The sequence below is a fragment of the Stenotrophomonas sp. TEPEL genome (genome assembly GCF_004348785.1).
In the GTDB taxonomy this organism is placed as follows: domain Bacteria; phylum Pseudomonadota; class Gammaproteobacteria; order Xanthomonadales; family Xanthomonadaceae; genus Stenotrophomonas; species Stenotrophomonas indicatrix.
Genome location: NZ_QQXJ01000001.1, coordinates 3,547,942 through 3,561,332 on the forward strand (window position 1 = coordinate 3,547,942; position 13,391 = coordinate 3,561,332).

Consider the following 13,391-nt stretch of genomic DNA (forward strand, 5'->3'; position numbering starts at 1 on the left):
CTCACAACTTCAGGTCGAGCAACCCATCACCCAGATCCTCATCAGACAACGTCTGCTGGATCAGGGCCCGATGCGCCTGCTCGCTCCACAATTCGAATTTGTCGCCCATACCGAGCAATACCGCCTTCTTCTCAATACCCACCGCACCGCGGTGGCTGGCGGGAATGCTGATGCGACCGTTGCCGTCCAGCTCCAGGTGGGCGGCTGAACCGACCAGCTTCTGCTGCAGCAGACGGACGACGCGCTGTGTGTTGGGTTTGGACATGACGTCGTCGCGTACCCGCTCCCATTCCGACTCGGCATACAGCCACAGGCAGCCGGATTCGAAGGGGTTGTAGGTCAGCACGAGACGGTTGTTGCTGACGCGCGCAACCAGGTCGCGGTGAGCGGTGGGAACCGCCATGCGTCCTTTGTCGTCAACTGTGATGGCCGTCTCGCCCTGGAACACGACGCCTGCACCTTATCCTTCGCCCGGTGAAACATTGAACCACGAAAATCCACAAAACACCCGGATTTCCCTCTGATGCCCACCTTAGCAGCGGGCCAAGGGTTGTCAACAACTTTTCAGCAGGGAAATCGCCAGCCGCATCAATGGTTTGCGCCGATCTTTAGAGAGTTGTTCAAGGTTTATCCACAAGTTGCTGATCCGTCTCAATTTTTGAGATTGAACGGAAGTTCAGGGGTGTGGAGGGCGCGTGAAACATGGCCTGCGCATTCATCCAGAACGGCCTGGAAGCGACGTCCCACTGCGCAAACCGGGCACAATGGCGCCATGTGCCTGCTTGCTATTGGCTGGTTGCACCACCCGCGGTGGCGGCTGGTGATGGCCGGCAACCGTGATGAGTTCCATGTCCGACCGACCGCGGCCCTGGCCCCTTGGCAGGACGGGACGTCGGTCATCGGCGGACGCGACCTGCGCTCTGGCGGTGGCTGGGCCGGGGTCGGCGCCTCGGGCCGGATGGCGGTGGTGACCAACGTCCGTGACCCGCTGGCCGCCCAGACCGGTCCGTCGCGCGGGGCACTGGTGGCCGACTTCCTGCGCGGCCGCGACCCGGCCGCCGTGCATATCGAACGACTGGCAACGGTGGCTGGCGCCTACGCGCCATTCAACTTGTTGCTGGCCGACGGCCACAGCCTGGAGTTCCTGGGCAACCACCCCGCCGAGCGGCGGACGCTTGGCCCGGGTGTGCATGGCATGTCCAACGGCGCGCTTGATGCGCCTTGGCCGAAGACCCGGCGGCTGATGGATGCGCTGTCGGCGTGGCTGGAACAAGACGGGGTCAGATCCCTTTCCCAACGGCAAAGGGATCTGACCCCGGACCTGACCCCACTGTGGGATGCGCTGGCCGACGAACATCGCCCGGTCGACAGCGACCTGCCCGATACCGGTATCGGCCTGGAACGCGAACGCTGGCTCAGCCCCGCTTTCATCCGTGGTGACGATTACGGCACCCGCGCCAGCACCGTGCTGCTGATTGACGGCAACGGCCACGGCGAAATCCATGAGCGCCGCTTTGGTCCGCAGGGCATACCCAGCGGACAGGGTCACGTCATTTTCTGACGGGAACGGTAGTGCCGGCCGCTGGCCGGCAACTTCTGGATCTTCGGATGCACCTTGCGACTGCCGGCCAGCGGCCGGCACTACCGGGCATCGCGTTGTCGCGATCCACGCGACGGCAGTTGTCATCGCAACGGGCGAGAAACGTCATTCAGCTTCCAACCGCGACCGCGATCCACCCACGCCACAGGGGCTCCGTCGTCGCAGCCCGCGCACTGTGTCCTTTTCGTATCCGGCTCTGTGTCTATAAATGTCGGCCCTGACCTCCCAGGGTGGTCACGCCCGGCACTGAGCCGTGCGATCGACCACACCCACAAGGAGGCCCCATGCGCCGCATCCTCATCCTGCTCGTCACCCACCTGCTTGCCCTCGGCCTTGGCTTCGGCCTGGGCGTGTACTTGCTGCCCATCCTGATCGCTCCCGATGACCCGCCGGTCGCGCAGGTGCAGGCGGTAATGGCCGACGCCACTTACCACACCACCTTCCGTCGCAACCTCAAGGGCAGTGACGCGGTGCATTGGGCCGAAGGCAAGGTCAGCGTCAGTCCGCGCCAGGTCGCTTTCGACGGCAAGATGGGCCCCGGCCCGGACTACAAGGTCTACCTGGTGCGCGACTTCGTCGACAACAAGGCCGACTTTCTGAAGATCAAGGACAAGGCCCAGCGCGTCGGTGAGGTCAAGACCTTCAACCGCTTCCTGGTGGACGTGCCGGCCAATGTGGACGTGGACCAGTTCACCACCGTGGTGGTGTGGTGCGAGCGCTTCTCGCAGTTCATTTCCGCCGGGCACTACCAGGTCCACACGCCCTGCGTGGAGGGCGATAGGTAGATCCACGCCATGCGTGGATGGGGTAGATCCACACCCTGCGTGCATGGAGGTTGGTAGATCCACGCCATGCGTGGATGGATGTGGATGGAATGAAGGGGCGGAGCCGGCCGATAAGCCGGGTTCTGTCGTGGACAGTCATTCCTCTAGGCGCTGCGTCGCCGCAACGCTCAAGCAACCTACCCGGATCCAACGCGGGCCGCGCCAATGGATCCCTATTTGGTCTTGCTCCAGGTGGGGTTTGCCGTACCGGTCTGTTGCCAGACTCGCGGTGCGCTCTTACCGCACCATTTCACCCTTACCGGCCTTCCGAAGAAGACGTAGGCGGTATCTTTCTGTTGCACTTTCCGTCGGCTTGCGCCGCCCAGGCGTTACCTGGCACCTTGCCCTATGGAGCCCGGACTTTCCTCGGCACCCCCGAAGGGATGACGCGACTGTCTGGCCGACTCCGCCGCGCGCATTCTAGCGTACATGGGAGGTTCCTGCCCGCCGCGCTCCGGTAGCGCCGGGCCATGCCCGGCAGCTGTTCGATACCGCTACGCGCTCGCCGGGCATGGCCCGGCGCTACCGGCCGTACAACGCCTTGCGCGGTGCGCCCGTCAGCTCGGCCGCCAGCTTGGCCGCGGTCGACGGTGGCAGGTGCTCGCTCAGCTTGGCGTAGACGTGCCGGCCATGTGCCAGCTGCGCCTCGGCATCGTCGCCAGCGCCCTGCACCATCACCACGAACTCGCCTTTGCGCTGGTTGTCGTCGGCTTCCACCTGCGCCAGCAGCCCGGCCAGGTCGCCATCGAGTACGGTCTCGAACAGCTTGGTCAGTTCGCGCGCCAGCACGGCCGGGCGCTCGCCACCAAAGATGGCCGCCATGTCGGCCAGCGACTCGGTGATGCGGTGCGAGGATTCGTAGAACACCATCGTGCGTGCTTCGCCGGCCAGCCCCTGCAGGCGGTCGCGGCGGCCGCTGGCCTTGGCCGGCAGGAAACCTTCGAAGCTGAAGCGGTCGCTGGGCAGGCCGGCCACGCTCAGCGCAGCGATGGCCGCGCAGGCACCGGGAACCGGGCTGACCTTGATGCCGGCAGCACGTGCCGCACGCACCAGCCGGAAACCCGGATCGCTGACCAGCGGGGTGCCGGCGTCGCTGACCAGCGCCAGCGACTCGCCGGCCTGCAGCCGCGCCACCAGGCGCTGGGCCAGCGCCTCTTCGTTGTGTTCGTGCAGGGCCACCAGCGGCTGCTGGATGCCGAAATGCGACAGCAGCTGGCCACTGCGGCGGGTGTCCTCGGCGCAGATGGCCGCCACCGAACGCAATACGTCCTGCGCGCGCGGGCTCAGATCGGCCAGGTTGCCGATCGGCGTGGCGACGACATACAGGGTTGGGACACTCATTTCAGCGGTACTCACGGGGCAAGGGTAGAATCCTAGCGTGTACCTGGCCAAGGCCGCTGCCCTCATCGCATGGACCCGATCATGAACAAGCCCGCCGCACGCATCTCTGCCCTGTCGCTGTCGTTGATGCTGCTGGCCGGTTGTGCCACCACCAGCCTCGTCAGCACGCCCGAATCGCCGGCCCAGAGCCAGGCGCTGGCGCTGATTGAACAAGGCAAGCCGCGCGACGCCGCCCTGCAACTGGAAGCGCTGGCCGCGACCCTGCGCGGCGGTGCCCGCAGCAACGCACTGGCCGATGCGGCCTGGGCCTGGCACCTGGCCGGCGACAGCGCGCGCGCGCGCGGCCTGCTGGGGCAGGTGAACGCCCGCCAGCTGACCGGCGCCAGCCTGCAGCGTTACCAGCTGGCCAGCGCCGAACTGGCGCTGGCCGACAAGCAGCCGGCGCAGGCACTGGCCCAGCTGAAGGATCATGGCGACAACGTGCACCCGAGCCTGCGCACGCGCTGGTACCTGGCCCGTGCCAACGCGCTGCAGGCCACCGGTGACGCCTTCGGCGCCGCCACCGAACGCGCCCGTGCGCATGCCGGCCTGGCCGGCACCGCGCGCAGCGAGAACCAGGCCGCCATCTCCGGTCTGCTCGGCACCCTCGACGATGCCACCCTGCGCAGCCGCGCCGCCGCCTTGCCGGCCAATGATCCGCTGTACAACTTTGCAGGCCGTGCACTGATCGCCCGTGGCCTGCCGCTGCCGCGCCCGTTCGATCGCGATGGCGCCGCCCAGTTCGACACCAGCAAGCGCCCGCCGGCGATGAGCGATGGCTACCGCCCGCCGGCCAAGCTGGCCGTGCTGCTGCCGCTCAGCGGCCGCCTGGCCACCGCCGCACAGCCGGTGCGCGATGGCCTGCTCAGCGCCTACTACGGTGAAACCCGCCGTCGTCCGGAGGTCAACTTCTTCGACACCGCCGGTACCCCGGCCGGTGCGCTGGCCGCGTATGACAAGGCCGTCGCTTCCGGCGCCGACTTCGTGGTCGGCCCGCTCGGCCGCGACGAGGTGGATGCGGTATACGGCCGCCAGCAGCTGCCGGTGCCGGTGCTCGGCCTGAACCGCGGCAAGGATGCACCGCCCGCCGGCAGCGCCGGTTTCTCGCTGGCACCGGAGGACGACGGCATCGTCGCCGCCGAATACATGCGTGGCCGCGAGCGCAGCAAGGCGCTGGTGATCAACAGCAGCGACGACACCGGCCGCCGCGCCGCAGCCGCCTTCGCCCAGCGCTTCGCCCAGCGCGGCGGCAGCGTCGCCGCCACCATCGCCGTCAGCGAAACGGTGGGGGATGTCAGCGCGCAGGTGCGCAACGCCGGCGCGGTCGATGCCGTGTTCCTGGCCGTACGTGCACCGCAGGCCCGCCTGCTGGCCCCGCAGCTGGCGCTGGCCGGTGCCGGTGGTGCCACCCGCGTGGGTACCTCGCAGCTGACCACCGGCAGTGGCAAGGTCGAAGAGGACGTGGCGCTGGACGGCATCATCTACCCGAACGAAGCCTGGAACGTGCGCAGCGTGTCCGGCGTGCCGTCCGCTGCCCAGGTCACGCAGACCCTGCCCAGCGCGCGCGGCGCCGCCAGCCGCCTGTTCGCCTTCGGCGCCGATGCGTGGAAGATCAGCGCCTACCTGGACAAGCTGGCCACCGAAGGCGGCCTGGACGGCGCCACCGGCACGCTGTACCTGGACAGCAACGGCAACATCCTGCGCCAGCCGGCATGGTCGACCTTCAGCGGTGGCCGGCCGATGCCGATCGCCGGTGGTCGCTGAGCACCTGCAACGTGGCTCGGCGGTGGAAGCCGCCGCCGAGCAGCACCTGCAGCAGGCCGGGTTGCGGCCGCGTGCACGCAACGTGCGCTATCGCGGCGGTGAACTGGACCTGGTGATGGATGACGCCGGCACCGTGGTATTCGTGGAAGTGCGCTACCGCGCGCGGCAGGACTTCGGTGGCGGCGCGGCCTCGGTCGATCCGCGCAAATGCCGGCGCCTGATCCACGCGGCACAGCTGTACCTGCAGGACCACCCGGCACTGGCCAATGCGCCGTGCCGCTTCGATGTGGTTGACGCCACGGGCGAGCCGCCGCAGCTGCGGTGGCTTCGTGATGCGTTCCGATTGGATGATTGCTGATGGCTACCGTTTGCTCTGGTAGAGGCCGACCTTGGTCGGCGCTTCTGTGCCAACCAAGGTTGGCACCTACCAGAGCGCAGCTTGCCGGCACTACCACGGTGCGTGACTGATGCCTTCGATCATCACCCACGCGGCGGTGCCACTGGCGTTGTGGTGCGCTGCTGATCGCGGCCGCATTCCGCCGCGCCTGCTGGGCGCCGGCGTAATCGCGGCGATGCTGCCCGACGCCGATGTACTCGCGTTTGCCCTGCATATTCCCTACGCCGATGCGTTCGGCCATCGCGGCGCCAGCCATTCGTTGTTGTTTGCCCTGGTGCTGGCCGTGTTGGCGGCAGTGTTGGCGTTCTTTGCTAGCCGCCGACCGTGGTCGGCGCCTCTCGGCTCCTGTAGTCGCCAACCTTGGTTGGCGGTGCTGTGCCAACCAAGGTTGGCACCTGCCACGGCAAAGCCAACCTTGGCATCGACCGCACAAGCGGCGGTGTTCGTGTTCGTCTGCGCGGCCAGCCATCCGCTGCTGGATGCGTTGACCTCCGGCGGCCTTGGCGTCGCGCTGGCCTGGCCCTGGAGCGAACACCGCTTCTTCGCACCGTGGCGGCCAATCCGCGTTTCACCGTTTGCCCCGCAGTTCTTCAGCGCGCGCGGCCTGGCCACCCTGCTGTCGGAACTGCGCTGGGTGTGGCTGCCGCTGGCCGGCGCTGTCATCGCTTGGAAACTGATTCAGCCCGCCCCTGCTGCCCCACGAGATCCGTCATGAGTACCGCACTACCCGCTGCACTGGTTGCCGAACTGTCCGCCCTGCTGGGCAGCGACGGCTGGCGCATGGATGACGGCGCACTGGAGGCGAACGCGCAGGACAACTCGTGGCGCCACCAGCGCCCGGCTGCGGTGGCACTGCCGGCCGACATCGAACAGGTGCAGGCGCTGGTGCGTGCCTGCCGCGCGCATGGCGTGGCCCTGGTCGCGCGCGGTGCGGGCACCGGCACCACCGGCGCCGCCGTGCCGATGCCCGGCAGCATCGTGCTGTCGTTCACCCGCATGGATCGCATCCTCGAGATCCGCGCCGGTGACCGCTGTGCGGTGGTACAGCCGGGCGTACTCAACGGGACGCTGCAGCAGGCGCTGGCACCGCACGGCCTGTTCTGGGCACCGGACCCGTCCAGCGCGGAGATCTGCAGCATCGGCGGCAACCTGGCCTGCAATGCCGGCGGTCCGCGCGCGGTGAAGTACGGCACCAGCCGCGACAACGTACTGGGCCTGGTGGCGGTGACCGGTGCCGGTGAAGTGATCCGCTGTGGCGGCGCCTACACCAAGGACGCCACCGGCTACGACCTGACTCATCTTCTGGTGGGCAGCGAAGGCACGCTGGCGCTGATCGTCGAGGCAACGCTGAAGCTGACCCCGCTGCCGGTCAGCCAGGCCGGGCTGCGTGTGCTGTACCGCGATGCCGACGCGGCCGCCGCTGCCGTGTCGCGGCTGATGTCGCAGCCGGTCGTTCCCACGCGCTTGGAATTCATGGACGCACGCAGCCTGGAGCTGCTGCGCCTCAACGGTGCCGATGTACCCGACGCTGGCGCGATGCTGCTGGTGGAGGCCGATGGCGACCATGACACCCTGCCCTACCTGCTGCAGGCATTGGCGACCGCCGCCGAAGGTGACGGCATGATCGCACTGGACGTGGCAATGGAAGGCCGCGCGCGCGACCAGCTGTGGGCCGCACGCAAGGCCTTATCACCCGCGCTGCGCAGCGTTGCCCCGGGCAAGATCAACGAAGACGTGGTGGTACCGGTGTCGCGCATCCCCGATCTGGTGGCCGGCGTGCAGGTACTGGCCCGCGACTACTCGCTGACCATCGTCACCTTCGGCCATGCCGGCAACGGCAACCTGCACGTCAACATCCTGTACCACCCGGACGATGCCGACGAGAACGCACGCGCGCATGCCGCGCTGCCGAAGATCTTCGAACTGACGCTGGCGCTGGGGGGCACGCTGTCGGGAGAGCACGGCATCGGCCTGGCCAAGCGTGATTTCATGGCGAAGGCGTTCACCGCGGAAACGCTGGCGGCGATGCGCGCGATCAAGGCCGCGCTGGACCCGGATGGCATCCTCAACCCGGGCAAGGTGCTGCCGCCGGCATAGACCGCGGATCTACCTGTAGAGCCGAGCCATGCTCGGCTGTTCTTCGACCAGATCGCGATGAAGGCCGCGCTGCGCGCGGCAAGCCGAGCGTGGGCTCGGCTCTACGGCCTGTCGCCCGCAACATCGATCAGCGTCTGCCGGAAGCTGGGCAACAGCACGCGATTGCCATGGCCGCTCAGGTGATCGTTATCGAAGAACAGCGGTTCACCGTCCTGCACGGCCGAGCAGGTATCCGGCCCGCACAGCAGCGGCAGCGGATCCCACACGGTCAGTGACGGGTAGCGCGCGGCCAGTTCGGCCAGTAGTGCCATCTGCGGCGCACGCAGCCGCTGCAGATCCGCGCGCGACATGCTCAGGCCACCGGCGCACGCCGGATTGCCACGGTTGAACCAGTCCGAGCAGCGGTAGGCCCCTGCCTTGAACAGCGGCAGCGGCCCATCGATGACCACGTGCACGCCCAACCGCTGCAGGCGGCCCAGCACACGCTCGGCTTCATCATGCGCCGCCTGCGCATGCGCGGGCGTGCGTTCGGCCAGCAACTGCCGATAGATCTGCTGTGCGTCCTGTTGCTGCCAATCGAACCCTCGCAGCTCCGGCATGCGCAGTGCCGCCAGCAACACGATGTCACCCGGGCGCGCGTCGCGTTCGATGGCCGACAGGCTGTCCTCGATGAAGTCCTGGCAGTCGGCCGGGCTGGCCCGCAGCAGATTGACGAAGCTGCAGCCGCCGCGATCCTCTTGGCGGATCTCCATCCCGGTCTGCCGCGCGACCATGCTGGTCATCGTGCGGTAGGCCGCCGCATGCGAGTCGCCCACAACAAACAGGCGTCGCCCTTCAAGCGCGGGTGCGCTCACCGGTTCCAGCGGTCGCCACGCCGGGTAGCGACGCGCCTGCCATGCGTAGCCATCACGGGTAACGCTGAGCGAGATCTGCTCGTGGTACTCCACCGTCGCCCAGGCGCCGGCGCCGCACAGCGCCACCACCGGCAGCGCCATCGCCAGCACCTTCGCCGGCGCCAGCCGCAACAGCGGCAGCGCGCTGCGCAGCGGACGTTCAACGCAATGGTAGGACGCGGCCGACACAGCCAGCAGCAGGACCGGATACAGCCACAGCGCAGCGCCCTGCAGCCCGTAGGTCCAGCGCAGCAGCACCAGCAGTGGCCAATGCCACAGGTACAGCGAATACGACAGGCGCCCCAGGTACGACAGCGGTGCCCAGCCCAAGGCGCGGCCGACCCGCGATTGGCCATGCCCCGCTACCGCCGCCAGCAGCAGCAGGGTACCGACCACCGTGGCCAGCACACCCGGCACCGGCATCGCCAGTTGCGGCGCGACAAGTACGCCCGCCAGCAGCATCGCCAGGCCGGGCAATGCGAGCGCGTCCCCGCGCTTGCCGGGACCGCGCGTGCTCATCCACTGGTACAACAGTGCACCGGCCGCCAGTTCCCAGAACCGCGACGGCAGCAGATAGAACGCCGCCGCCGGTGCCGCCTGCGCCTGCCAGCCCGCCCATGCCAGCGACAGCAAGGCGGCCCCCGGCAACAGCACACGCGACCACGGCCAGCGGTCGCGGCCGCGCAACCAGACGAAGAACAGCAGCGGGAACACCAGGTAGAACTGCTCTTCCACGCCCAGTGTCCAGGTGTGCAGGAACGGATTGAGTTCCGCGCCGGGCGAGAAGTAGTCATCCTGCTGGCCGGCCAGTACCACGTTGCTGAAACCTACCAGCGCCGCCCAGCCGGTCTGGTCGAACTGCTCGTTGCGCCAGGCGCGGGGGATGAACAGCGCTGACAGCACGAAGGTGGCCATCAGCATCACCAGCAGCGCCGGCAAGAGGCGCAGCACGCGGCGCCGGTAGAAATCGAGCAGCAGCGCGCCCAGCGGCATGCCTGCACGCACAGCCAGCGATTGGCTGATCACGAAGCCGGAGACCACGAAGAACAGGTCCACGCCGGTGAAACCACCGGGCAGCCATGCCGCGTTCGCATGGAAGACGATGACGGCCAGCACGGCCAGGGCACGCAGGCCATCGATGGCAGCGTTGTGGGAGCGTTCGGGGTGAAGCATGCGGGCGACCGTCAGCGAGCGATCGGGCAGCATGGCCAGCGCTGGCGCAGTCATTCAATGGACAATCGCGACAGACGTGGACATCGTTCATGTCCGATCCCAACTCAGCACGATGATAGAGCCGAGCCATGCTCGGCGGTTCTGCAGCAAGGTCGCCTGGGGTCAGAGCCCATTGCCATGCAATGGGATCCGACCCCGGTGTCGCTGTTTACCAGGCCATGCGCAGGCCCACCTGGCCGCCCACGTTGCGGTAGCCGTAATCACCGCGCTGCACGCTCACGCCGCCCCATGCGTTCCAGCGCTGGCCCAGCTTCAGCTCGGCACCGGCCTGCACTTCGTAGCGGTTGCGCGGAACATCCGCGCCCAGCGTGTCACCGTTGAACTGCAACGTGCTGGTACCGCTGCCGCGCAGCCAGTTGACGCCCAGGTACGGCTGCACGATGTTGCCGGCTGCGGTGCCATGGCCGAACACGCGCGCGCCCAAACGCCCGCTCAGACCACCGGCCTCGGCATGGTCGATAACCGTACCATTGGTCTCCACGTGACGAGCCGCGCGGTAGTCTGCATACATCAGCTGCAACTGCGGCTGCACATACAGCGCACTGGCGGCGCCCTGCCACACATTGAAGGTGTAGCCGGTCTCCAGCGAGGCACTGGCCATCCGCGAATCGTAGTGCTCCGGCTCGAGGCCGATGCCCTGCACGCGGTTGTCGAAACGGCCGTACTGCAGGGTTGTATCAATGTAAGCACCCTGCGTGCCGTCAGCCTCCTGTACCCAGGTGCCGTACAGACCTATCGCGTTACCGCGCACGCGACCCTTGGCGCTGTAACCGGTCAGCCCGGACACCACACTGCTGTCGGCACGACCGCTGCCCAGCATCACGCCAAAGGCCGCGTTACCCCGGCGCAGCAGGTCGCTGCCAATCTGCAGTACCGACGTACTGCCATCCACCGACAGCTGACCGCCGACCGCGCTGAAATCCGCCTGTTGGCGGTCCACGCGCGCCCATGCAGCGTACCCGTCCTCCAGCGACACCGCACCGATACGATCATTCAGACGGTGGGCAAACATGTTGATGGCGGCCGACTGATTGGCAAGGTAGGCACCTGCCTCCGGACGCAGCACCGGCGGCGGAATCACCGGGGTGTCGCCACCTTCGCCTTCTTCGCCGCCTTCACCCGGGTCAGGGCCCGGCCCCGGGCCAGGATCGACCGCGCAGCCCGGCGCAGCCGGATCGTCCTCGCACACATCGAACCACTGCGAACGCAGGTACCAGTTGCCATCCGATGGATCGGCCAGGCCGCCCTGGAACAGGAAGTACTCGTACGAACCGCCCACCGCACGGCCGGCCAGCGCGTAGCGCGCCAGCGATGCACCGTCCACTTCGATCAGCTGGATGCCGTCGGTCGTCTGAGCGCCGACACCCCCCATGTTCTTCACCGCGATCCTCGCATCTCCCGAGGTATCGCCACGAACATGCAGGCGATCAAAGGCGCTGTCGTCACCGCCCAACGCCCCCTGGAACAGGAACGTGGCGTCCTCGCTGTGCAGATCGCCGTCCACGGTGAGCGTGTTGAATCGACCACTGCCATCGGATAACGCCACGCCACTGTTGAGCACCTGCAGTTCACCTACCGTGGCGTCGCTGGTCAGCGCCCACTGGCTGCCGCTTTCGATCGCCATCGTCTGCACCAGATCCGACGAACCCTGCCACAGCGACCCGTCCGTCAGGCGCACATGTACGTCGGACTGTGGCACCAGGCCGGCGTCCTCGTCCTCGGGCGTGATGACGATGTCGCCGACCATCTGCGAGCCTCCCTCGAGCACCACGTCGAAGCGCCCTGCTACCGCCGCGTCCAGTGCAAGGCCGATGCCGTTGCCGCCCGATACCAGCGCGCCGTTGGACAGGGTCAGACCCGCATCACGGCTGCTGCGCACCCACACGCCGCCATGCTGCGCGCTTGCCAGCGAACCACCGTCGATGCCCAGGCTGCCGCTGTCGTTGATCACCGCGGCCCATGCGCCCTCGCCTTCAGTGCGAACATGCGTGTTGGCCAAGGTCATGCCACCGCCGCCACCGGTCAGTACGCCGTGCGCCTGCCGTCCCTCCGTGAGGATGACACTATCCTGCAGGTGGAGGCTGCCGCCCTGGCGCGCCACCGCGCCAATCGCACCGGTACCAGAGGTGTGGACCTGGGCAGCGCGTGCGTTGATGGTCGCCCTCGCGCCGAAGGCGGTGAAGTCGGCATACAGCCCATGACTGCTCTCGCCGGACGTGGTCACATCCACGCGTTCCAGGTCCGCGGTGCCGGCTCGCACATCGATGCCGACCGCACGATCTCCCTCGCTGATGATCGCACTGCCTGACATCGCCAGTGTCGAATCGGCAAACATGACCACGGTTCCAACCCCGTTACCGGTGCTGTGCAGTGTGGAGTCGGCCACGGTGACCGTGTTGCCGCGACCATTGATGTCCAGCGCGATGCCGCTGGCACTCACCGTGCTTCCTGCAAGCTCAAGCTGGTTGTTGTCCTGCAGCCAGATACCCGATTCACCTTCGATCGCCACATCGGACAACACCATGTTCGCCCCGGTGGCCGACACCGCGCGGCTGCCCAGCCCCATGGCCGAGATCGAGCCACCGGTCATCGTGATGTCGCCGCCACCGGCAAGGCCGACCGACGACACACCTTCCATGCGGATGTTCACATCCTGCAGCGTGGCCTGGCTGCCGGTATGTGCCACAACGCCCATGCCAGTGCCCTTGTTGATGACGTCGGTCGCCGTCAGATGCAGTTCAGCGCCGGTCGTCGCCAGCGCCGTGGTGGCACCAAAGCCGGTGGTGACCAGGGTCGAGCCGTTCAGTTCGATACGGCTGCCGGCACCTTCGGCACGGGCGGCGGATGCGCCATCGCCGCTGGCACTCACGTTGACCGCACCCAGCGGCACGATGCTGCCGCCGTTGAGCGCATGGAAGGCATGATTGCCCACGCCGGTGACGCTGTAGTCGCCAGCGGCCGGGGTCTGCTCATCACCGTCGGCGATGATCTGTTGTGCGTGCGCGTGGACGGGAATACCTGCCGCGAGTCCGGTGGCGAACGCCAAGGCCAGCGACGAGTAGCGGGTATGATGGGGGCGCATGGTGGATGTCTCCGTTTGTCGAGACCGGCATGGTGGGCGCCGCGCCACCGACCCACCATCCAAAACGTTGCAATGTCGGCTGTGACATCACCACGCCCATGTGACCCAGCGGGACATGGTC

At 67.5% G+C, this 13,391-nt stretch carries 10 protein-coding genes and 1 other RNA gene; 6 read left to right on the forward strand and 5 right to left on the reverse strand.

All coding sequences use genetic code 11. From position 1 onward, the window contains the following. Position 1: 1 nt before the first annotated feature. The gene (gene mraZ, locus TEP_RS16330) at positions 2 to 448 is read right to left on the reverse strand and encodes a division/cell wall cluster transcriptional repressor MraZ (RefSeq protein ID WP_025876601.1); all 447 of its coding nucleotides are present in this window, start codon (positions 446 to 448) and stop codon (positions 2 to 4) included. Between the two features lie 324 nt (positions 449 to 772). On the opposite strand from mraZ, the gene TEP_RS16335 reads away from it, so the two are divergent. After that, on the forward strand, positions 773 to 1,561 hold the full coding sequence (locus tag TEP_RS16335; RefSeq protein WP_132825954.1) for an NRDE family protein: 789 nt from the start codon (positions 773 to 775) through the stop codon (positions 1,559 to 1,561). Positions 1,562 to 1,884: 323 nt separating this feature from the next. Beyond that, entirely contained in the window at positions 1,885 to 2,385 is a 501-nt protein-coding gene (locus TEP_RS16340) for a DM13 domain-containing protein (protein WP_132825955.1), read from the forward strand. Positions 2,386 to 2,480: 95 nt separating this feature from the next. On the opposite strand, the gene rnpB is transcribed toward TEP_RS16340, so the two are convergent. Next, positions 2,481 to 2,832: RNase P RNA component class A (gene rnpB / locus TEP_RS16345), an RNA gene on the reverse strand. A gap of 114 nt (positions 2,833 to 2,946) precedes the next feature. After that, positions 2,947 to 3,765: a 16S rRNA (cytidine(1402)-2'-O)-methyltransferase gene (rsmI, locus tag TEP_RS16350; protein WP_132825956.1), complete on the reverse strand. Its 819-nt coding sequence runs from the start codon at positions 3,763 to 3,765 to the stop codon at positions 2,947 to 2,949. Positions 3,766 to 3,846: 81 nt separating this feature from the next. Here rsmI and TEP_RS16355 point away from each other — a divergent pair, with 81 nt between their 5' ends. The 4 genes from TEP_RS16355 to TEP_RS16370 all read left to right on the forward strand — a co-directional run bounded on the left by TEP_RS16355 (position 3,847) and on the right by TEP_RS16370 (position 8,062). Then, positions 3,847 to 5,568, forward strand: a complete 1,722-nt coding sequence (locus TEP_RS16355; RefSeq protein WP_132825957.1) for a penicillin-binding protein activator — start codon at positions 3,847 to 3,849, stop codon at positions 5,566 to 5,568. Further along, the gene (locus TEP_RS16360) at positions 5,558 to 5,926 is read left to right on the forward strand and encodes a YraN family protein (protein ID WP_206140232.1); all 369 of its coding nucleotides are present in this window, start codon (positions 5,558 to 5,560) and stop codon (positions 5,924 to 5,926) included. The genes TEP_RS16355 and TEP_RS16360 overlap by 11 nt, the downstream gene beginning before the upstream one ends. Before the next feature lie 109 nt (positions 5,927 to 6,035). Then, complete coding sequence (locus TEP_RS16365; protein ID WP_132825959.1) at positions 6,036 to 6,680, forward strand: metal-dependent hydrolase; 645 nt, start codon at positions 6,036 to 6,038, stop codon at positions 6,678 to 6,680. Continuing rightward, complete coding sequence (locus tag TEP_RS16370) at positions 6,677 to 8,062, forward strand: FAD-linked oxidase C-terminal domain-containing protein (RefSeq protein ID WP_132825960.1); 1,386 nt, start codon at positions 6,677 to 6,679, stop codon at positions 8,060 to 8,062. The genes TEP_RS16365 and TEP_RS16370 overlap by 4 nt, the downstream gene beginning before the upstream one ends. Before the next feature lie 101 nt (positions 8,063 to 8,163). On the opposite strand, the gene TEP_RS16375 is transcribed toward TEP_RS16370, so the two are convergent. Together TEP_RS16375 and TEP_RS16380 are read right to left on the reverse strand one after the other, a co-directional pair. Continuing rightward, entirely contained in the window at positions 8,164 to 10,182 is a 2,019-nt protein-coding gene (locus TEP_RS16375; RefSeq protein WP_132825961.1) for an acyltransferase family protein, read from the reverse strand. 154 nt (positions 10,183 to 10,336) lie between these two features. Continuing rightward, positions 10,337 to 13,270 (reverse strand): autotransporter outer membrane beta-barrel domain-containing protein, encoded by a 2,934-nt coding sequence (locus tag TEP_RS16380; RefSeq protein ID WP_132825962.1) that lies wholly within the window; start codon positions 13,268 to 13,270, stop codon positions 10,337 to 10,339. Positions 13,271 to 13,391 lie beyond the last annotated feature (121 nt).